Annotated in this window: 15 protein-coding genes; 5 read left to right on the forward strand and 10 right to left on the reverse strand. The window is 71.2% G+C overall.

Features of this window, described 5'->3' with window-relative positions; all coding sequences use genetic code 11:
* The 10 genes from Q0L54_RS05060 to Q0L54_RS05105 form a co-directional block, all read right to left on the reverse strand.
* Nucleotides 1-1,237 (reverse strand): hypothetical protein (locus Q0L54_RS05060; protein ID WP_296665943.1); only part of this gene is annotated, 1,237 nt, incomplete at its 3' end.
* Complete coding sequence (gene nadD, locus Q0L54_RS05065) at nt 1,230-1,826, reverse strand: nicotinate-nucleotide adenylyltransferase (RefSeq protein WP_296665944.1); 597 nt, start codon at nt 1,824-1,826, stop codon at nt 1,230-1,232. The genes Q0L54_RS05060 and nadD, both read right to left, overlap by 8 nt.
* Before the next feature lies 1 nt (nt 1,827).
* Nucleotides 1,828-1,974, reverse strand: a complete 147-nt coding sequence (locus Q0L54_RS05070) for a hypothetical protein (protein ID WP_296665946.1) — start codon at nt 1,972-1,974, stop codon at nt 1,828-1,830.
* Nucleotides 1,975-2,100: 126 nt separating this feature from the next.
* Entirely contained in the window at nt 2,101-3,384 is a 1,284-nt protein-coding gene (locus Q0L54_RS05075) for a glutamate-5-semialdehyde dehydrogenase (protein ID WP_296665948.1), read from the reverse strand.
* 211 nt (nt 3,385-3,595) lie between these two features.
* Nucleotides 3,596-6,343: a cation-transporting P-type ATPase gene (locus Q0L54_RS05080; protein WP_296665949.1), complete on the reverse strand. Its 2,748-nt coding sequence runs from the start codon at nt 6,341-6,343 to the stop codon at nt 3,596-3,598.
* Between the two features lie 79 nt (nt 6,344-6,422).
* Nucleotides 6,423-7,538, reverse strand: coding sequence for a glutamate 5-kinase (gene proB / locus Q0L54_RS05085; protein WP_296665951.1), 1,116 nt, complete (start codon nt 7,536-7,538; stop codon nt 6,423-6,425).
* A gap of 42 nt (nt 7,539-7,580) precedes the next feature.
* Nucleotides 7,581-9,107, reverse strand: a complete 1,527-nt coding sequence (gene obgE, locus Q0L54_RS05090; RefSeq protein WP_296665953.1) for a GTPase ObgE — start codon at nt 9,105-9,107, stop codon at nt 7,581-7,583.
* Between the two features lie 119 nt (nt 9,108-9,226).
* Nucleotides 9,227-9,478 carry a 50S ribosomal protein L27 gene (gene rpmA, locus Q0L54_RS05095; protein ID WP_296665955.1) on the reverse strand — a complete coding sequence of 84 codons (252 nt, stop codon included), beginning with the start codon at nt 9,476-9,478 and terminating at the stop codon, nt 9,227-9,229.
* A gap of 15 nt (nt 9,479-9,493) precedes the next feature.
* Nucleotides 9,494-9,802 (reverse strand): 50S ribosomal protein L21, encoded by a 309-nt coding sequence (gene rplU / locus Q0L54_RS05100; protein ID WP_296665956.1) that lies wholly within the window; start codon nt 9,800-9,802, stop codon nt 9,494-9,496.
* A 175-nt stretch (nt 9,803-9,977) separates the two neighbouring features.
* A complete protein-coding gene (locus Q0L54_RS05105; protein WP_366937935.1) occupies nt 9,978-12,536 on the reverse strand; it encodes an Rne/Rng family ribonuclease in 2,559 nt (852 codons plus the stop codon).
* A 445-nt stretch (nt 12,537-12,981) separates the two neighbouring features.
* Here Q0L54_RS05105 and Q0L54_RS05110 point away from each other — a divergent pair, with 445 nt between their 5' ends.
* From Q0L54_RS05110 to Q0L54_RS05130, 5 genes are all read left to right on the forward strand, one after another.
* Nucleotides 12,982-14,460 carry a cytochrome ubiquinol oxidase subunit I gene (locus Q0L54_RS05110; protein ID WP_296665958.1) on the forward strand — a complete coding sequence of 493 codons (1,479 nt, stop codon included), beginning with the start codon at nt 12,982-12,984 and terminating at the stop codon, nt 14,458-14,460.
* Nucleotides 14,461-14,472: 12 nt separating this feature from the next.
* Nucleotides 14,473-15,498 carry a cytochrome d ubiquinol oxidase subunit II gene (gene cydB, locus Q0L54_RS05115; protein ID WP_296665959.1) on the forward strand — a complete coding sequence of 342 codons (1,026 nt, stop codon included), beginning with the start codon at nt 14,473-14,475 and terminating at the stop codon, nt 15,496-15,498.
* A 7-nt stretch (nt 15,499-15,505) separates the two neighbouring features.
* Nucleotides 15,506-17,095 carry an ABC transporter transmembrane domain-containing protein gene (locus tag Q0L54_RS05120; protein WP_296665961.1) on the forward strand — a complete coding sequence of 530 codons (1,590 nt, stop codon included), beginning with the start codon at nt 15,506-15,508 and terminating at the stop codon, nt 17,093-17,095.
* Nucleotides 17,092-18,753, forward strand: coding sequence for a thiol reductant ABC exporter subunit CydC (gene cydC, locus Q0L54_RS05125; RefSeq protein ID WP_296665964.1), 1,662 nt, complete (start codon nt 17,092-17,094; stop codon nt 18,751-18,753). The genes Q0L54_RS05120 and cydC overlap by 4 nt, the downstream gene beginning before the upstream one ends.
* A 25-nt stretch (nt 18,754-18,778) precedes the next feature.
* Nucleotides 18,779-19,974, forward strand: a 1,196-nt coding sequence (locus Q0L54_RS05130) for a GAF domain-containing protein (protein ID WP_296665965.1), incomplete at its 3' end; no start/stop codon positions are given.

The following is a 19,974-nucleotide window of genomic DNA, read 5'->3' on the forward strand; positions in this document are numbered from 1 at the left end:
CGGGCTCGGGCTCGGCTTCGGGCTCGGGCTCGGCTTCGGGCTCCGGCGCTTCGTCGGGCTCGGGCGCTACTTCGTCCGCAGGCTCGGGCTCGGGCGCTACTTCGTCCGCAGGCTCGGGCTCGGGCTCGGCAGGACGGTGCACCTGCTGCGCGCGCGTGATGCCCGCCATCGCGGCCGCGGTCAGTCGGCGGATCTCCTCGGCCGGGTCGTCTGACGCACCCTCGACGACATGCCGCTTCGGAGTCGGAAGGCCGCTGGGCGGCGTGGCATTCCCGCCCCGCTCGAGGCGCTCCTGGAGGTGTCGCGCCTGCAGGGAGCCCGGTGGGAACAGGTGCCGGTACTGCTCGGGGATCTCTCCCGTGGGCACTTGCGCGGCAGGCGGTTCCTCGGCGTCTGGGACGTCTGCGAGGTCGTCCTCGGGTTCCGGTTCGGGTTCGGGTTCGGGTTCGGGTTCGGGTTCGGGCTCGGGCTCGGGCTCGGGCTCGGGCTCGTAGGCCTGGGCGACCTCCTCCGGCTCGTCATCGATCACGGGCTCGAACTCGGCGCTGAAGTCAGCGACGGGCTCGACGGTGGTGACGATCGACGCAGGGTCGAATGTCGCGTCCGGGCTCCAGGCGTCGGGCTCGGGCTCGGGCTCGGGCTGAGGCTCGGGCTCAGGCTCGGGCTCAGGCTCAGCGACCGCCTCGGGCTGCAGCGGCTCGGCAGCTTCGATGGGTGCGGCCTCGACGGCCTCGACGGCCTCGACGGCCTCGACGGCCTCGACGGCCTCGACGGCCTCGACGGCCTCGACGGCCTCGACGGCCTCGACGGCAGCCTCCACCACCGCGTCGTCGGCCACCTGGTCCGCCGCATCGTCCACAGGCGTGGGCGCGGGCGCGGGCGTGGCGAAAACCGACTCCGCGCGCGGAAGCTCCGGCTCGGCAGCGGCGGGCGAGCTCGCCTCGCTCTCGGCGCGACGGCGCTCCACCAGTTCCTGGGCGGCCAGCAGATCGGGCGTCATGGCAGGGATCTGCCCGGTCGCGATCAGCTGTTCCTCGGCCGTCCACGTCTCGACGGGGTGCGCCTCCCGTTCGAGAACGCGGCGCTGCTTCCGCGTGAGCGGCGTGCCGTCTGCGTTGGTGAGCGTGCCCAGCCCATCCGTGGATCGAATGGGGGTGGTGGGCTGGTCAGGGGCGGCCCTGCGGGCCTCGACCTCGCGTCGCGTGCGACGCGACATAGGCCTTCCCTGGTCAGTCATCGATTCCTCCGTAGTAGAGCCCGTTCAAGGCGATGTAATCGGCCACAGGGCGGGGTACAAGGTAGCGGATCGGTCTCCTGGCCCTCACCCGGCGACGGACATCGGTAGAGGATATCGCCAGCGCGGGAACCTCCACCAGGATATGTGGCCTATTCGACGGAACTAACGAATGACCCGCCCGTGTCACTCCAACGAATGTCGCGAGTTTGCCCAGACGCTCCGCGTCCTTCCACTCGTCGAGCCGCGCGAGCGCGTCCGCGCCCGTGATGAAGAAGAACTCCGTGCCGGGCCGCTGCTCCCGCAGATCGGTGAGCGTGTCGACCGTGTAGGTCACTCCCCCGCGCTCGATGTCGACGGCCGAGACGGCGAAGCGATCGTCCTCGTCGGCCGCAAGCCGGCACATCTCGAGACGATGCTCGGGCGGCGCGGCGTCGAATCCGATCTTGAATGGCTGGGAGTTCGCGGGCGTGAGCAGCACCTGGTCGAGGCCCAGCTCCGCGCATACCTCCGAGGCAGCCGCGAGGTGCCCCGTGTGCACGGGATCGAACGTGCCGCCGAGCACGCCTACGCGCGAGATCGGCGCATCCACGTCAGTGACGCGTACCCACGCTCCGGAAGGCGTAGGTCACGAACATCAGCCCCATCAGGGCCGTGAAGGCCAGGAGCCCGATCGCGGGCGCGGAGATGGGCAGCTCGTTGACGACGTGCGAGGTGGTCTCGACAGCCTCGGTGATCATTGGGGGCTCCTCCTGTTGTCTCCCGCGATTATGTCACCGATGAGGGGGCGACGGGAGCGCCGTGCCGCTCGGCGCGCATCGTCCCTCAGGGCCGGACGATGCGCGCGGGACGATGCGCGGGCGACGTCAGGGACGGATGTGTCCATCCCCGTACGCCACCCAGGTGGTGGTGGTGAGCTCGCCGAGGCCCATGGGGCCGCGCGCGTGCAGCTTCTGCGTGGAGATGCCGATCTCGGCTCCCAGTCCGAACTCTGCTCCGTCGGTGAAGCGTGTCGAAGCGTTGACCATGACCGCGGCCGAATCGATGTGCGCGACGAAGTGCTGGGCGGCGTCGATGTCGTTGGTGACGATCGCCTCGGTGTGGCCGGTGGAGTAGCGGGCGATGTGCTGGATCGCCTCGTCGATGGTGTCGACCATCTTGACCGCGAGGTCGAGCGACAGGTACTCGGTCGCCCAGTCCTCCTCGGTCGCAGGGATCGTCGGCACGTGGATCGGGGCCAGCGCCGCGACGGCCTCGTCCGCGTGGATGGTGACTCCGGCATCGTGCAGCGCGGCGAGCACCGCGGGCACCTTGTCCTCGGCGTCCTTGTGGACCAGCAGGGTCTCGGCGGCGTTGCAGACGCCCACCCGGTGGGTCTTCGAGTTGACCACGATGTCGATGGACCGATCGAGTGGCGCCGAGGCGTCGAGGTACACGTGGCAGTTGCCCTCGCCGGTCTCGATCGCCGGCACCGTGGACTCGCGCACCACGGTCTGGATCAGGTCGCGACCGCCGCGAGGGACCAGCACGTCCACGAGACCGCGGGCGTGCATGAGCACGCGCGCGCCGGCGCGGCCGTAGGCGTCGATGGACTGCACGCAGTCCCGCGGCAGGCCCACGCCCTCGAGCGACTCCTGCAGCACCGCCACGATCACCTCGTTGGTCGACGCGGCCGCCGAGCCTCCGCGCAGCACCGCGGCGTTGCCGGACTTGAGCGCCAGGCCGGCGGCATCGACGGTGACGTTGGGACGCGCCTCGTAGATCATGCCCACGACGCCCATCGGCACGGCCTTCTGGACCAGACGCATGCCGTTGGGCAGCGTGGAGCCGCGCTTGATCTCCCCCACCGGGTCGGGAAGCGTCGCGACGTACCGGAGTGCGTCCGCGATGGCGGCGATGCGCGCCTCGTCGAGCGCGAGGCGGTCAAGCAGCCCGGGCGACATGCCGTTGTCGCGTCCGCGCTCGAGGTCCTTGGCGTTCGCCTCGACGATGCGCGGAGCGTGAGCCACCAGGGCGTCGGCCATCGCGTGCAGCGCCGCGTCCTTGACGGTGCTGGTGGCTGTCGCGAGCGCGCGGGACGCGAGCTTCGCGCGCCTGCACGCCTCGAGGACGGCGCTCTCGACGTGGATGGGAACGGCGGTGTCGGTCATGACATCCCAGTCTAGGCGGGCCGAGGGTGCCTGCCCTCGCCGTGCTGGCACCACCGCTCCCCCGTGCGCCCCTCCACACCGCGCGAGCGATGAACCGTGTCAGGCGAACATCTGCCGCACGATGCGCCGGGGCCCTGGTGGAGGGGTGCGCAATCAGTGTGGAGGGGTGTCTGCGGGGTAGGCCGGACGGTGCGGTCAGCGGGCGGTGCGGTCAGCGGGCGCGCGCCGGCGCCACCGCCTCCTCGACGGTGGGGCGCACGGCGGCGACGCGCTTGCGCCGCAGCGCCTTGTCGATCTCGACCACGACCACTACGAACGCGGAGAGCCCGATGCACGCGAGCCACTCCGGGCCGCTCAGGCTGGTGGTCCCCATCCAGTTCTGCAGGAATCCCAGCTCGGTCGTAAGAACGATGAATCCCGCGGGCCACAGCAGCATACGTGGGCCCTTGCCCCACGGACCGGTGAGCCCGGTCTCCGGATCGCGCCGCACCTGCAGTCCGGTGGTCAGCGTGCCGAACGCCACGATCACGAACGCCATGGTCATCGGCGCGGACGGGTCGTCGGGCGACAACTCGTCGCTGCGCGCAAGGAGTGGCACGAATGCCGCGACGAACAACGCCCCGCCGTAGACCGACCACCGCAACACGTTGGCCATCGAGGCGATGCCCTCGGCCGGATTGCGGGGCGGACGCTGCATCAGGCCGGGCGCCGCCGGCTCGAGCATGATGACCAGCACCGCGAACAGGGCCACCACGAAGTTGAGCATCAGCACCATGGTGGGCGTGAGCGCGACGCCCTGGTTGAGGTTGATCACGCTCGCCACCAGGAACAGCAGGATCAGCGCGATGAGCTGCGACATCTGGAAGGTCAGGTAGCTCACGATCTTGGCGTACACGACCCGTCCGATTTGGACGGCACGCACCAGAGTCGCGAAGTTGTCGTCCGTCAGCACCAGCTTGGCGGCCTGCTTGGTCACCTCGGAACCCGAGCCCATCGCGACCCCGACGTCGGCCTGCTTGATCGCGGCCGCATCGTTCACCGCGTCGCCGGTCATGGCGACCACCTCGCCGCGCGCCTGCAGGCGCTGCACCAGGCGCAGCTTGTCCTGCGGCGTCACTCGGCCGAACACCGAGAGATCGTCGAGCCGTGCGTCGACCTCGTCATCCGTGAGCGCCGCGAAGTCCGCTCCGGACATGCCCTCGCCGGGCAGGTCGAGCTCGCGCCCGATGGCGGCGGCGGTGACCACGTGGTCGCCCGTGATCATCCGCACGTCGATGCCCGCGGCGTGCGCCTCGTCGACGGCCACCTTGGCCTCCGGCCGCAAGGGATCGACGATGCCGACGACGGCCACGAATGCGAGTCCGGTGACGGCGGCCATCGGGTCGGCGAGTACCGCCGCCTCGTCCGCGGGCTCGACCATTCGGATCGCGAGGGCCAACGTTCGCAGGCCCTCACCGGAGCGCCGCTCGATCTCCGCGGTGACGTCGTCCGCAAGGTCCGCGACCGGGACGGTCGCGCGGCCCGCCATGAACGCCTTGGACGAGCGCGCGAGCAGCACGTCCGGCGCGCCCTTGACCAGTCCGATCAGCCGGCGCTCGCCCTCCCACTGGACGTGATGGAAGGTCGCCATGAACTTGTAGTCCGAGTCGAACGGCACCTCCGCCTCGCGGGGGAAGCGGCGCCGGGTCTCCGGGACGTCGACCCCGAGCTTCTCGGCGAGAACGATGAAGGCTGCCTCGGTCGGGTCGCCCACCACCACGCCGTCCGCGCTCACGGTCGCATCGTTCGGGAGCGCAAGCGCGTATGCCAGGGGCGCCCCGGGGTTCACCTCGTCACCCTGCGAGCGCCGCACGCGCCCGTCGAACGAGTATCCGGATCCGTCGACGGTGAACGTGTCGCCGCCGATCCACACCGTGCGCGCCATCATCTGGTTCATGGTGAGCGTGCCGGTCTTGTCGGAGCAGATCGCGCTGGTCGCGCCCAGGGTCTCCACGTCGTTGAGCGACGCGACCACGGCCTTGGCCTCGCTGAGGCGCGAAGCTCCCCACGAGAGCATGCCCTGCACGAAGGTGGGCAGGCCGGTGGGGATCGCGGAGATCGCGACCGCCGTGCCCAGGAACATGAGGTCCGCGAAGGACTGCCCGCGGGCGAGCCCGAGCCCCACGATCACCGCGACCGCGCCCCACGCGACGGCACCGATGATCCGCGTCAGCGAGCCCAGCTCCTTCTGCAGCGGCGACTGGACGCGCTCGACGGTCGACAGCATGGTCGCGATCGCGCCCATCTCGGTCGCCATGCCGGTCGCGACCACCAACCCCGTGGCCGTGCCGCGCGTGACGGACGTGTTCTGAAACAGCATGGAGACGCGGTCGCCCAGGCCCGTCGCGGGATCCGCGAGAGTGGCCGCCGACTTCTCGATGGGTGCGCTCTCGCCGGTGAGCGAGGCCTCCTGCGTCTCGAGCGCGGTCGCTCGGACGATGCGCGCGTCGGCGGGCACGATGTCGCCCGCCTCGAGCTCGATGACATCGCCCGGGACCAGGTCCGGCGCCGGCACGGTGACCACGGCGCCGTCACGACGGACGCGCACCTGCGGCACCTGCATCGTCGCAAGCGCGTCGACGCTGGCCTGCGCCTTGCGCTCCTGGCTCGCGCCCGACCACACGTTGAAGACCACGAGCAGTCCCACCATGACGGCCGTCGAGCCCTGACCGATCACGCCGGAGATCACGGCGACGCCGACGAGCATGAGGTTCATCGGATCCGCGAGTTGCCGCAGCGCGAACTGAAGGAACGTCGCGGACTCCCCCGCCGTCAGGGCGTTGGGGCCGTACCTGCTCAGCCGGTCGCGCGCGTCAGCGGAGGAGAGCCCGTCCAGTCCCGTCCCCAGCTCCGCCGCGGCGTCCGCGGGATCCATCGCCCACCACGGGGTGATCGGCTTCTCGGTAGTCTCCGTGCTCATAGCAGGCCCCTTGCATCGACTTCTTCGATTCTAGGGGTGGGTACGACAGGTCTCGCGACCACGAGGAGCGGGACTCGCCCTACAGCACCACGAGGTGATCGATGTGGATGAGCTCGCGCGCGAAGGCCTCGCCAAGCACCTCCCCCAGCGCCTCGGTGCTGAGTCCCTTCATGCGGTCCGCCTCCTCCGAAGAGAAGCCGGCGAAGCCGCGCGCCACGAGCGTTCCGTCGCGCGACACCAGGTCCACCGGCTCCCCCGCCTCGAAGGCGCCGCGGATCGCGACCACGCCCGCGGCGAGCAGGGACGCCTGACGGCCGCGCAGCGCACGCACAGCGCCGTCGTCCAGGACTATCCCCCCGCGGGTCTTGGCGGCGTCCGCCAGCCACTGCAGGCGGGTCCGCTCGGGCCTGCCGGTGGGCAGGAACACCGTGCCGACGTCCTCACCCGCGACGGCCCGCGCCGCCTCCGCGGCGGCGGCGAGCACGGTGGTCACCCCCGAGTTGGTCGCGAGCGACGCCGCCTCGATCTTGGTGATCATGCCGCCGGTGCCCACGGCGGATCCGCGCCGCGAGATGTCGATGCCGTGCAGGTCCTCGGGGCCGTGCACCTCGGCGATGCGCCGTGCGCCGGGGGCGTCGGGAGCCGCCGTGTAGAGCGCGTCGACGTCGGTGAGCAGGACCAGCACATCGGCGCGCACCGCGGTGGCGACCAGGGCCGCCAGGCGGTCGTTGTCGCCGAATCGAATCTCGTCGGTGGCCACCGTGTCGTTCTCGTTGATGATGGGCACCACGCCCAGCGCCAGCAGCGACTCGAGCGCGCGGCGCGCGTTCCCGTAGTGCGCGCGGCGCACCAAGTCGTCCGCTGTCAGCAGCACCTGGCCCACGGTGAGCCCGAACCGCGCGAAGGCCACCGTGTACGCGTGGATCAGTTTGCCCTGGCCCACGGAGGCGGCGGCCTGCTGCAGTTCGAGATTGGTGGGGCGGGCGGCGAGACCCAGCGGACCGATCCCGGCGGCGATCGATCCCGAGGTCACCAGCAGCACCTCGCGACCGTCACGACGCGCGGCCCCCAGGACGTCCACGAGCGCGCTCACGCGGGCCTCGTCGAGCGTGCCGTCGCCATGGGTCAACGACGAGGACCCGATCTTCACGACGATGCGACGTGCCCGCACCACGCTCGCGCGCGCCTCGCTCACCGCTGACTCCCCTCGCCTACGCCGATCGTTCCTGGAGGAAGGCTACTCGTCGTCCTCGGCGGGATCGGTCCAGTGGCCGGCGTCGCGCTCGGTCCACAGCTCCTGGCGAGCGGCGGCGCGCGCGTCCATCCGTTCCTTGTGCTCCTCGCGCTTCTCGGCGCGCGTGGCGCGGTGCTGACGCTCGTGCTGCTCGATGCGCAGGTCCGAGCCGCGCTGGCCCAGCAGCTCCGCGCCGGCCATCATGGTGGGCTCCCAGTCGAACACGATCCCGCCCACGCGCGGCCCGATCACCACCTCGCAGCCCGGCGTCGCGCCCGCCTTGAACAGCGCGTCCTCGACGCCCGCGCGGGCGAGCCGGTCCGCCAGGTATCCCACGGCCTCGTCGATGGCGAAGTTGGTCTGCTTGACCCACCGCTCCACCTTGGATCCGCGCACCTGGTAGTAGTCCTCCGCGCCGTCGCGCACGTGGGTGACGGTGAAGCCGGAATCGTCGACCGCCGTCGGGCGGATCACGATGGGCGCCTTCTCCAGCTCGGGGATCTTGGCGCGCTCCTCCTCGACCATGCGGGCGAGCGCGAACCCCAGCTCCTTGAGGCCCTCGTGGGTGACCGCGCTCACCTCGAAGATGGGCATCCCCCGCTCCTCGAGCTCCGGACGCACCATCTCCGCGAGGTCGCGCCCGTCGGGGATGTCGACCTTGTTGAGGATGATGATCTGCGGGCGATCCGCCAGCGGCACGCCGCTGATCGCCTCGTCGCCCGAGTAGGCGCGCAGCTCAGCCGCGATGATGTCGAGGTCGCGCAGCGGGTCGCGGTCGGTCTCCAGCGTCGCGGTGTCGAGCACGTGGGCAATGACGGAGCACCGCTCGATGTGGCGCAGGAAGTCGTGACCCAGGCCCCTGCCCTCGGACGCGCCCTCGATGAGGCCCGGGACGTCCGCGATCGTGTACCGCGTGCCACCCGACTGCACCACGCCAAGGTTCGGCACCAGGGTGGTGAACGGGTAATCGGCGATCTTGGGGCGCACGCGGCTCATGGCCGCGATCAATGAGGACTTGCCCGCGCTCGGGAAGCCCACGAGCGCCACGTCGGCGATCGACTTGAGCTCGAGCACCACGCTCGCCTCTTCGCCCGGCTCGCCGAGCAGTGCGAAGCCAGGGGCCTTGCGCTTGGCGGTCGCGAGGGCGGCGTTGCCGAGGCCCCCGCGCCCTCCCGCCGCGATCACGAACTCGGCGCCCTCGCCCACCAAGTCGGCGAGCACCTCGCCGTCCTTGGACTTCACGATGGTGCCGTTGGGCACCCCGAGCCTGAGGTCCGCGGCGGTGGCGCCGTGACGCATGTCGCCGGCACCCTGCTTGCCGTTCTCCGCCATGCGGTGCGGGGCGTGGTGGTAGTCGAGCAGCGTGGTGACCTGCGGGTCCACCACCAGCACCACGGATCCGCCGCGGCCGCCGTTGCCGCCGTCGGGGCCGCCGAGCGGCTTGAACTTCTCGCGGTGCACAGAGGCGACTCCATGGCCGCCGTTGCCCGCCGTGACGTGAAGCGTCACGCGGTCCACGAACGATGCCATGGCTCCTCCTGGACGATGCGGCGGGGACGGACGATGCGCATCGTCCCGTCCCAGCCTAGAGACGAGTCAGGGGCGCAGCCTCGCGGCGCGCCCCTGACTGAAAGTGAGAGATCGAGTGCTCAGGCCTCGACGACGTCGATGACCTTGCGGCCCCGACGACGACCGAACTGCACCGAGCCGGCGGCGAGGGCGAACAGGGTGTCGTCCTTGCCTCGGCCCACGTTGTTGCCCGGGTGGAAGTGGGTGCCGCGCTGGCGGACGATGATCTCGCCTGCGTTCACGACCTCACCGCCGAAGCGCTTGACGCCCAGGTACTGCGCGTTCGAGTCGCGACCGTTGCGCGAGGAGCTCGCGCCCTTCTTGTGTGCCATGAGTGACTCCTCGCCCTACTTGATTCCGGTGACCTTGAGGCGCGTCAGGTCCTGACGGTGCCCCTGGCGCTTCCGGTAGCCGGTCTTGTTCTTGAACTTGAGGATGATGATCTTGGGGCCGCGCTCGTCGCGCACCACCTCCGCCGTCACCTTCACCTTGGCGAGCGCCGCGGCGTCCGACGTGACCTTGTCGCCATCGACCAGCAGCACCGGCGCGAGCTCGACAGTCGAGCCGGCACCAGCCTTCAGACGGTCGACAACGACGATGTCGCCAACGGAGACCTTCTCCTGGCGGCCACCGGCCTTCACAATCGCGTACACCATGATCTATTCCTCGTGAAACTCGTTGTAACGGCCCCGGATGGGGCCGGCTTCCTGCCGCGGCCGCTCCCGATGAGGGCGCTGACAGGGCTTCGGCGCGCGGCGCGCCGACGTACAAATGTACCGGCTCGAGCGGCGCCGGGTCAAACTCGGCGCGCCCGCGGGATGGCCCGCCGCCCTACTGCTCCCCGGGCCGCTCCTCATCGCCCTCGAACGCCTCGCCGTCGACGTGATCCACGTCGAGGTCGGCGTCGTTCTGATGAGCGGGCTCCGGCAACACGATCTCGACCTCGACGGCCGCCTCGAGAGCCTCGAGGGGCTCCCCGGTGACCTCGTCGTGGTGGTGCGCCTTCTCGGCGGCGGCCGCGATCGAGGCGAGCGTCGCCTTGACGGCGGCCCGCGCCTCCTCGCGGTCGTCGAGCGCGTGCGTCTCGCCGTGCGGGTCCTCGTCGGGCTGGGACTGCTTGCCCTGGTTCTGCTGACCCTGCTGGGCCGGCTTGCCCTGCTGCTGACCCCCGCGGGCTCCTCGCGAGTTGCGGCGCGGCTCGGGCTGCTTCTCGCTCGCCTCGGCCACGGGCTCGCCGTGAACCAGGAAGCCACGGCCCTTGCAGTGCTCGCAGGTCTCGGAGAACGCCTCGACCAGTCCCTGTCCCACGCGCTTGCGGGTCATCTGGACCAGCCCCAGCGACGTGACCTCGGCCACCTGGTGCTTGGTGCGGTCGCGACCCAGGCACTCGATCAGTCGGCGCAGCACGCGATCCCGGTTGGCCTCGAGCAGCATGTCGACGAAGTCGATGACGATGATGCCGCCGATGTCGCGCAGGCGCAGCTGGCGCACGATCTCCTCGGCCGCCTCGAGGTTGTTGAGGGTCATCGTCTCTTCGAGCGTGCCGCCCTTGCCGACGAACTTGCCCGTGTTGACGTCGATGACCGTCATCGCCTCGGTGCGGTCGATGACCAGGGAGCCGCCGGAGGGCAGCCAGACCTTGCGGTCCATGCCCTTGGCAAGCTGCTCGTCGATGCGCGACTCGGCGAAGACGTCGCGGTCGCCGGCGAACTTGTGCAGGCGTGGCATGAGGTCCGTCGCGACCTGACCCACGTACATCGACAGCGAGTTCCACGTGTCGTCGCCCTGGATGGTCAGCGAGTCGAAGTCCTCGTTGAAGATGTCGCGCACCACTCGGATCGCCATGTCCGGCTCGCCGCGCAGCAGCTTGGGCGCCTTGGCCCCGGCCGTCGACTCATCCAGGATGGTCTGCCATTGGCGCTTCAGGCGCTCGACGTCGGCGCGGAGCTCGTCCTCCGAGGCGCCCTCCGCGGCGGTGCGCACGATCACGCCGGCATCCGCCGGAATCACCTCGCGCAGCAGCTTCTTGAGGCGGTTGCGCTCGGTGTCGGGCAGCTTCCGGCTGATGCCGGTCACGCCGCCCGCCGGCACGTAGACCAGGAATCGGCCCGCGAGCGAGATCTGCGACGTCACCCGCGCGCCCTTGTGGCCGATCGGGTCCTTGGTGACCTGGACCATGACCTGATCACCCGGCTTGAGCGCGAGCTCGATCCGCTTGGCCTTGCCCTCGAGGCCCGCGGCATCCCAGTTGACCTCGCCGGCGTAGAGCACGGCGTTGCGTCCGCGACCGATGTCGACGAACGCGGCCTCCATGCCCGGCAGCACGTTCTGCACGCGGCCCAGGTAGACGTTGCCGGCCATCGACTGCTGCGCCTGGTGCGACACGTAGTGCTCGACCAGCACGTCGTCCTCGAGGACGGCGATCTGCACGCGGTGATCCTTCTCGCGCACCACCATCGAGCGCATGACGGACTCCCGGCGAGCCAGGAACTCGGCCTCGGAGATCACGGGGCGGCGGCGCTGGCCGTCGCGGCTGTCGCGGCGGCGCTGGCGCTTGGCCTGCAGGCGGGTCGAGCCCTGGAGCTGGTCCTCGGAACCGCCACCGCCGTTGCCGCCACCACCGCTGCCGCCACCGCTGCCGCCCGAAGAACGGGAGCCACGGCTGCGGCTGCGGCGGCGCCGGCGCGAGCCGCCCTCGCCGTCGGAGTCGCCGCCGTCGCCGCCGTCGGAGTCCCCGTCGGAGCTGTCCTCCGCGGCGTCGCGGCCGTCGCCGGAGCCGCCGTCCTCGGACCGCGAGTCGTCGGACGATGCGTCCGTGGCGTCCTCGCCGTTGTCGGCCGAACCGTCGGACGGGCGCTTCTTGCCGCGACCGCGTCCGCCGCGGCGGCGACGCCGGCGCGGGCCGCCATCGCCGGAGTCGCCGGAATCGTCAGAGTCAGCATCGGAGCCATCGAAGTCGGAGCCGCCGCCCACGGGCGCGGCGTCGTCGTCGGACCGCTCCTCACCGTCCCCGGCAGACGTGGTCGTGGCGCCCGAACGGCGGCGCCGCGCGGGCCTGTCGCCTCCGGCGTCAGCGGCCGCGTCCTTGCCTTCATCGGGGGCCGGCGCGTCGCCGTTGGAGTCAGTCGAGGCATCGGGCGCCGGCTTCTTCTTGCCGCCGGACTTCTTCGATCCCGAGTTCTTGCGCTTGGGCGTGTCCGCGCCGCCGTCCGCGGGCGACGTGTCGCCACTCGCCGCGGGCGCCCCGAACGGCGACGCGGGAGGCGCCGCCGTGGGGGCTGCGGTGGGTGGCCCGGCCGGGGCCGAGGCTCGGCGCGAGCGGCTGGGCTCGGGCGCCTGGAATAGGGGGGCTGCGACGGTGACGTCGGGTGTGGTGCTGTCCTCGCTCACGCGGGTACCTCGAATCGGGACCGCCCACACGCGGTCCCGACCTCATCGTCGTTCGTGGCTCACTCATCGTGTCCACGGAAGTCTCATGGTCGCGGCGGACAGCGGCGATATCGAGCGCCCATCCCCGTTTTCTCCGCGATGGGCTGTAGCCCTGCGGGATCGGACGGGACTGGCAGCTGCACCTTCGCTGCGTCTGTCGCGCGGTGAGCACCCGGTGTGGCTGGGCGCCTGACCTTCGGCCATTGTGTCACAGGCGGGCCCGATCCCGGACATCCGCCGCGCGGACCCGCGCCTCGCGAACGGTCGGGCCCGCAGACCCGCGGGCCCCCCGCAGAGACGGGCGCGCACAGCATATGTATGTCGCCGCGCCCGGGACCAAGGTCCCGGTGCGCAAAAAGCCTGGGTCGATTAGGTTTCAACTTAGGCAACTAGGAGGTCCCCACCTATGGAAGCGCTCGAGCTCGCGCGTTGGCAGTTCGGCATCACCACCGTCTACCACTTCGTGCTGGTACCGCTCACGATCGGGCTGTCGCTGCTCGTGGCGATCATGCAGACCGCCTGGGTGCGGACCGGCAACGAGAAGTGGCTGCGCCTGACCAAGTTCTACGGCAAGTTGCTGCTGATCAACTTCGCCCTCGGCGTCGCCACCGGCATCGTGCAGGAGTTCCAATTCGGGATGAACTGGTCGGAGTACTCGCGCTTCGTGGGAGACGTGTTCGGCGCCCCGCTTGCGATGGAGGCGCTGCTCGCGTTCTTCCTCGAGTCCACCTTCCTGGGTCTGTGGATCTTCGGCTGGGACCGGCTGCCCAAGCGGCTCCACCTGATGACCGTCTGGGCCTTCTCGATCGGCTCGCTGCTCTCCGCCTACTTCATCATCGCCGCCAACTCGTGGATGCAGCACCCGGTGGGCGCCGAGTACAACCCCGAGACCGGCCGCGCCGAGATGAACGACATCGGAGCCGTGCTCACCAACAGCACCACGCTGGTGGCCTTCCCGCACGTGATCGCCACCGCCTTCCTGGTCGCCGGCACGTTCGTCGCGGGCATCGCGGTCTACTGGATGGTGCGCCGCTCCCGTCAGGACCGGGACCACCACGACCTCCCGATGTACCGGACCGCGGCCCGCTTCGGCGCCGTGACGATGATCATCGCCGGGGTCGCGGTGATCGTCACGGGCGACATCCAGGCGAAGCTGATGTTCGAGCAGCAGCCCATCAAGATGGCGGCGGCGGAGGCGCTCATCGAGACCGAGCAGCCCGCCGCGTTCTCGCTGCTCACCATCGGCAACCTCGCGGGCGACGATCCCTCCTCGGTGCGTCACATCATCACCGTCCCGGGTCTCACCTCGTACCTTGCGACCGGCGACTGGAACGCCGAGGTCCCCGGGCTGAACGATCTGCAGGAGCTGTACGCGGAGCGCTATGGCGCCACCACGCCCGACGGCCAGGAGATCAACTACCGGCCCAACCTCGCTGTCACCTACTGGTCTTTCCGCCTCATGATCGGGCTCGCGGCCTTCTCCGCGGCGCTCGCACTCGCGGTGCTGTGGTTCACCCGCAAGAAGGGTGTGGTGACACAGGGCTGGATGCGCACGCTCGCGCTCGTGTCGCTGCCCATGCCGTTCCTGGCCGCCAGCTTCGGCTGGATCTTCACGGAGATGGGACGCCAGCCGTTCGTGGTGGCACCCAACCCCACCGGGTCCGACCAGATCATGCTGATGACGATGTTCGGCTACTCGACCTCCGTGAGCGCCGGGGAGGTGCTCACCTCGATGATCAGCTTCACCATCGTGTACGCGATCCTCGGGGTGTTCTGGTTCCGGCTCATGCAGCGTTACGCGGTCGAGGGTGCGCCCGAGGTCGCGGAGCCAGTCCTCCAGTCCGATGACGACGACACGGCCAAGCCGCTGTCGTTCGCGTACTAGGGAGCCCGCGCCATGGATCTCGCACTCGTCTGGTTCATCCTCATCGCCGTCCTCTGGACCGGATACCTGGTCCTCGAGGGCTTCGACTTCGGCGTCGGCATGCTCATGCCCATCGTGGGCAAGACCAACCGCGGCCGCCGCGTCGCGCTCAACACCATCGGCCCGGTCTGGGACGGCAACGAGGTGTGGCTGCTCACGGCGGGCGGCGCCACGTTCGCGGCGTTCCCGGAGTGGTACGCCACGATGTTCTCCGGCTTCTACCTGCCGCTGTTGCTGATCCTGCTCTCGCTCATCGTCCGCGCGGTCGCCATCGAGTACCGCGGCAAGATCAACGACGAGACCTGGCGCTCGCGGTGGGACTGGGTCATCATCCTCTCCGCCTGGATCCCGTCGATCCTGTGGGGCGTGGCGTTCGCCAACCTCGTGCGCGGCGTGCCGCTGGATGAGAACCACCAGTTCATCGGGAACTTCTTCACGCTGGTCAGCCCGTTCGCCCTGCTGGGCGGCCTCGTGACCCTCACGCTCTTCCTGTCCCACGGCGCGGTGTTCCTGTCGCTCAAGACGGACGGCGTGATCCGCGAACGGTCGGAGGCGGTCGCCCGCCGGATGACGCTCGCGGCGATCGTGGTGGCCGGAGTGTGGGCGGTCTGGGCGCAGCTCGCCTACTCCGGCAAGGCCTGGACCTGGGCGGCGGTCGGAGTCGCCGCGCTCGCCCTGATCGGCGCCTGGTACTCGTCGCTGCGGGGCCGCTTCGGTTGGGCCTTCGTCGCCAACGGCGTCGCGATCGTGGGCGCCGTGGTGCTCATCTTCGGCTCGATGTATCCGGACGTGATGCCGGCGAGCAACGACCCGGCCAACTCGCTCACCATCGACAACGCGTCCTCCACGGACTACACGCTGACGGTGATGACCTGGGTGGCCGCGATCCTCACGCCGGTGGTGCTCGCGTACCAGGCGTGGAGCTACTGGGTGTTCCGGCGCCGCCTCTCCGAGGAGCACATCCCGGAGCACAACGAGCTGACGTTCGCGAAGAACTAGCCTCTCGATGCGTCCTCTCGATCCGCGGCTCATCCGTCGGATCGGCCCGGCTCGCCGCCACATCGTCGTGACGGCGGGCCTGGGCTTCCTGACGGCCCTGCTCATCCTGGTCCAGGCCCTGCTGCTCGCGCGCCTGCTCGCCCCGATCCTGTCCCCCACCCCGCTGGACTCCGACGGCCTGGGCTGGTGGGGGCGCATCGTCCCGGAGGGAGCCCGCGAGCTCTCGACGGGCCTCGCGGCGCTGGCCGCGGTGGTCGCGCTGCGCGCGGGCGTGGCCTGGCTCCAGGAGAGGCTCGCGCACCGCGCGGGCGTCCAGGTGATCTCGCAGCTGCGGGAGATGGTCGTCGCGCACGTGGCGAGGCTGGGCCCCCGATGGGCCGCGGGCGGCCGCACGGCGGACGTCACTACGCTCGTGACACGCGGCCTCGACGATCTGCTGCCGTACTTCGTGCGCTACCTGCCGCAGCTCGCGTTGGCGGCCACCGTCACGCCCGTGATGATCGTGGTGGTGCTGGGCCTCGACTGGTTGTCCGCCGTGATCGTGGTGGCGACACTGCCGCTGGTGCCGGTGTTCATGGTGCTGGTCGGGCTCGTCACCCGCGAACGGTCCGCGCGGCACCTCGAGGCCATGCAGCGGCTCGGCACCCGCACCCTCGACCTGGTCGAGGGGCTCCCCACGCTCAAGGCGCTGGGTCGGGAGCGGGGCCCGGCCGCGCGGGTTCGCGCCCTGGGAGACGCCCAGCGGCACGCCACCATGGGCTCCCTGCGGGTCGCTTTTCTCTCGGGCATGGTGCTCGAGCTGCTCACCACGCTCGCGGTCGCCATCGTCGCCGTCACCATGGGCTTTCGACTCATCGACGGCGGCATCGGCATCGAGACGGCGCTCGCGGTGCTGGTGCTCGCGCCCGAGGTCTACCTGCCCCTGCGGGCCGTCGGCACCCACTTCCACGCGTCGGCGGACGGTCTCGCCGCCGCGGACGCCGCCTTCTCGCTGGTCGATGAGGCTCCCACCCACCCGCGCGCCGTGCTCGGCGCCGCGCCCGATCTGAGGGGGGCGCGTCTCGACGTCTCCGGGCTCTCGGTCGCCACACCCGACGGCGCCCGCCTCGCGCCGGCCGGGCTGTCCTTCGCCGCGGCACCGGGCGCCATCACCGCCCTGCGCGGCCCGAACGGCGAGGGCAAGTCGACGGCGCTGCTCGCCCTCACCGGGCTGCTGGCGCCGGACGCGGGCCACGTCGCGGTGGGCGGCGTGCCCGTGCTGCGGGACGATGCGGCGGTCGAGCTGGACGGCTGGCTCGCGCAGGTGGCGTGGGTGCCGCAGCGGCCCGATCTGGGGGTCGAGGGCCGCACCCTGTCGCTCGGACAGCGTCAGCGGCGCGCCCTCGACCGCGCCTTCGGCTCCGGCCGTGCGGTGGTGCTGCTCGACGAGCCGACGTCGCACCTGGACCGTGCCTCGCGGGCCGAGGTCATCGCGCGGATGCGGTCGCTCGCCGACGCGGGGGCCACCGTGGTGGTCGCCTCCCACGAGCCCGAGGTGCTCGCGGCCGCCGACTCCGTGGTCCTGGTCACCGCCCTCGCGACGGAGGGATCCTCATGAGTGCGCCCCGGGGCGGTCGAGGCGACTGGGCGGCGCTCCGGGCCGCGATCCGCGAGACGGGCGTGAGGCGGTGGGCGGTGGTGCGCGCGGTGCTCGCCGGCACCATGGCGCTGGGCTCGGCGATCGGCTTGGCGGCGGTGGCCGCCTGGCTCATCGCCAAGGCCGCGCAGATGCCGTCCCCTGCGGATGTGGCGATCGCCGCGACCGTGGTGCGGTTCTTCGGCGTCTCCCGAGGCCTGTTCCGCTACCTCGAGCGGCTCGCGTCCCACGACGCGGCGCTGCGGGGCGTGGTGACCCTGCGGGAGCGCGCCTACGACCGCCTCGCGCGGTCCGGCGCGCGCACCGTCTTGGGCCTGCGCCGCGGCGATCTGGTGGCACGACTGGGTGCGGACCTCGACGCGATCGGGGACGCCGTGGTGCGCGCTCTCATCCCGCTCGGCGTCGCGGCCGCGGTCTCGGCCATCGCGGTGGCGATCGTCGCGTCGCTGGTGCCGGTCGCCGGGCTGGTGCTCGCCGTGTGCCTGCTGCTCGCGGGAGTGGTGCCGGCGATGCTCACGGCGCGCTCGGCCCGCATCGCGGCGGTCCAGGGCACGCTGGCACGCGCCGAGGTCACCACGGCCGCGTTGTCCGCGATGGATGGCGCCACCGAGCATCGGGTGTGGGGCGTCTCGCACGAGGCCGCGGACGCGCTGCAGCGAGCGGACCGCGACGCCGAGCACGCTCATGAGCTGGCGGCCCGACCCGCGGCCTGGGCGGCCGGCGCGCAGGCGCTGTTCTCCGGGATCGCCCTCGTGGCGCTCGTGGGCCTGGGCGTGCTCGCCGCGCGGGCGGGGGATCTCGACGGGCCCGGTGCCGCGGTGGTCGCGCTCCTGCCCCTGGCGGCGTTCGAGGCGATCGGTGCCGTCCCAGCCGCCGTGATGCAGTACTTCCGCTCGGCCGCGGCGGCGCACCGGCTCGCCGAGATGACCGGCACCATTCCCGGCGACCAGGTCGACGGCGGCACCGGCGCCCTTCCGGCCGCCGCATCGTCCCCCCTCACGCTCGACGCGCTCAGCGCCGCCTGGCCAGGCATGACGCCCACCCGCCCGGTGACAGCGACCGTGGCATCCGGCGGGGTACTTGCGGTGATCGGCCGATCCGGAATCGGCAAGACCACCCTGCTCACCACCATCGCGGGCGCGCTCGAACCGGCCGCGGGTGCGGCCACGCTGGGCGGGCGGGACGTCGACGCCGCCATGACGGGGCACGCCATCGCCATGACCGCCGAGGACGCGCACGTGTTCGGGACGTCCGTGATGGAGAACCTGCGGGTCGCTCGCGGCGACGTCGACGAGGACGCGGCGTGGCGCGCGCTCCACCTGGTGGGGCTGGAGGGCTGGGTGCGGGGCCTGCCGGACGGCATCGACACGGTGCTCGGACCCGGCGGCCGGTCGATCTCCGGAGGCGAGCGCAGGCGCCTCCTGCTGGCCCGGGCGAGCCTGAGCCCGGCCCCCGTCCACCTCATCGACGAGCCCGCGGAGCACCTCGATGAGGAGGGGTCGGTGGCCCTGCGCGCCATGGTCGACGCGATGCGACGGGAAGGCCGTACCGTGGTGATCGTCACCCACGACCACTCCCTGCTCGACCTGGCAGACTCGGTGGTCAGCCTGGATGACTGACGAGACCCCGGGGAGGGAGCCGCCCGTGTCGGACGCGCTGACGGACGCGATCGTGTCGCTGAACTCGCAGCTGGATCTGCCGCACGTGCTCGACCGCTTCCTCGCCGCGTCCACGGAGCACACCGGGGCGCGGTTCGCCGCGATCAACGTGCTCGACTCCGAGGGCATCAGCGTCGAGTTCCACTACCGGGGCATCCCCGGTGGAGTCTGGGAGCGGATCGGCCGCGCGCCCAATGCGGTCGGCGTGCTCGCGGAGATCCCGGCCGAGGGGTCGCTGGTGCTGGGCGACCTGACCGATCACCCGGCGTTCCAGGGCATGCCGGCGGGGCACCCGAAGATGGGCTCGTTCCTCGGCACCGCGCTCAAGGTGCGAGGTGCGGTGTTCGGATACCTGTACCTCGCCAACAAGGACGGCGAATTCACGCTCCACGACGAGGCCGTGGTGGAGGCGCTCGCCGCCGCGGCGTCCGTCGCCATCGACAACGCCCAGCTGTACGAGAAGGCGCTCACGCGCGAGCGGTGGCTGGCCGCGTCCCAGGACATCACCACGGCGCTGCTGGCCGATCCGGGCGACGAAGAGGCGTTCGAGACCATCGTCACCGCCGCCAACGAGCTGGCGGGCGCCGTCAACGCCGCGCTGGTGCTTCCCGGCGTCGACGGCTCCTGGACGATGGAGATCACCTCCGGCCCACGGGGGGCCGATCTGCTGGGTCTGGTGCTGCCTGAGCAGGGCAAGGCAGTCGAGTCGATCCGCAGCGGGCGAGGAGTGATCTCGGCGGAGCCGCCGGGGTCGATCGTTCTCGAGGCGGTGCAGACGCTCGGCCCCACCATGTACGCGCCGCTGCGCGCTCAGCGACGCACCGTGGGGCTGCTCATGCTGTGGCGGGACCGCGGCATGGCAGCGTTCGAGCCGGAGGACCTCGCGATCGCGCAGCGCTTCGCCAACCAGGCCGCGATGGCGCTGTCCCTCGCCGAGCTCACGCACGTGAAGAACATGACCACCATGCTGGAGGAGCGTCAGCGTCTCGCGGACGATCTCCACGACTTCGTGTCCCAGGAGCTGTTCGCCACCGCGATGCAGGTCGAGTCGATCTCCCAGGACGTCGAGCCGCAGCTGCGAGAGCGCCTGCTACGGACCCTCGACCACGTCAAGCGCGCGCAGCGCGAGGTGCGCGGCGTCATGGGCTCGCTCGCCGGGCAGCGCACCTCCGAGCCGATGTC

The sequence above is a fragment of the Demequina sp. genome, assembly GCF_024642165.1.
In the GTDB taxonomy this organism is placed as follows: Bacteria; Actinomycetota; Actinomycetes; order Actinomycetales; family Demequinaceae; genus Demequina.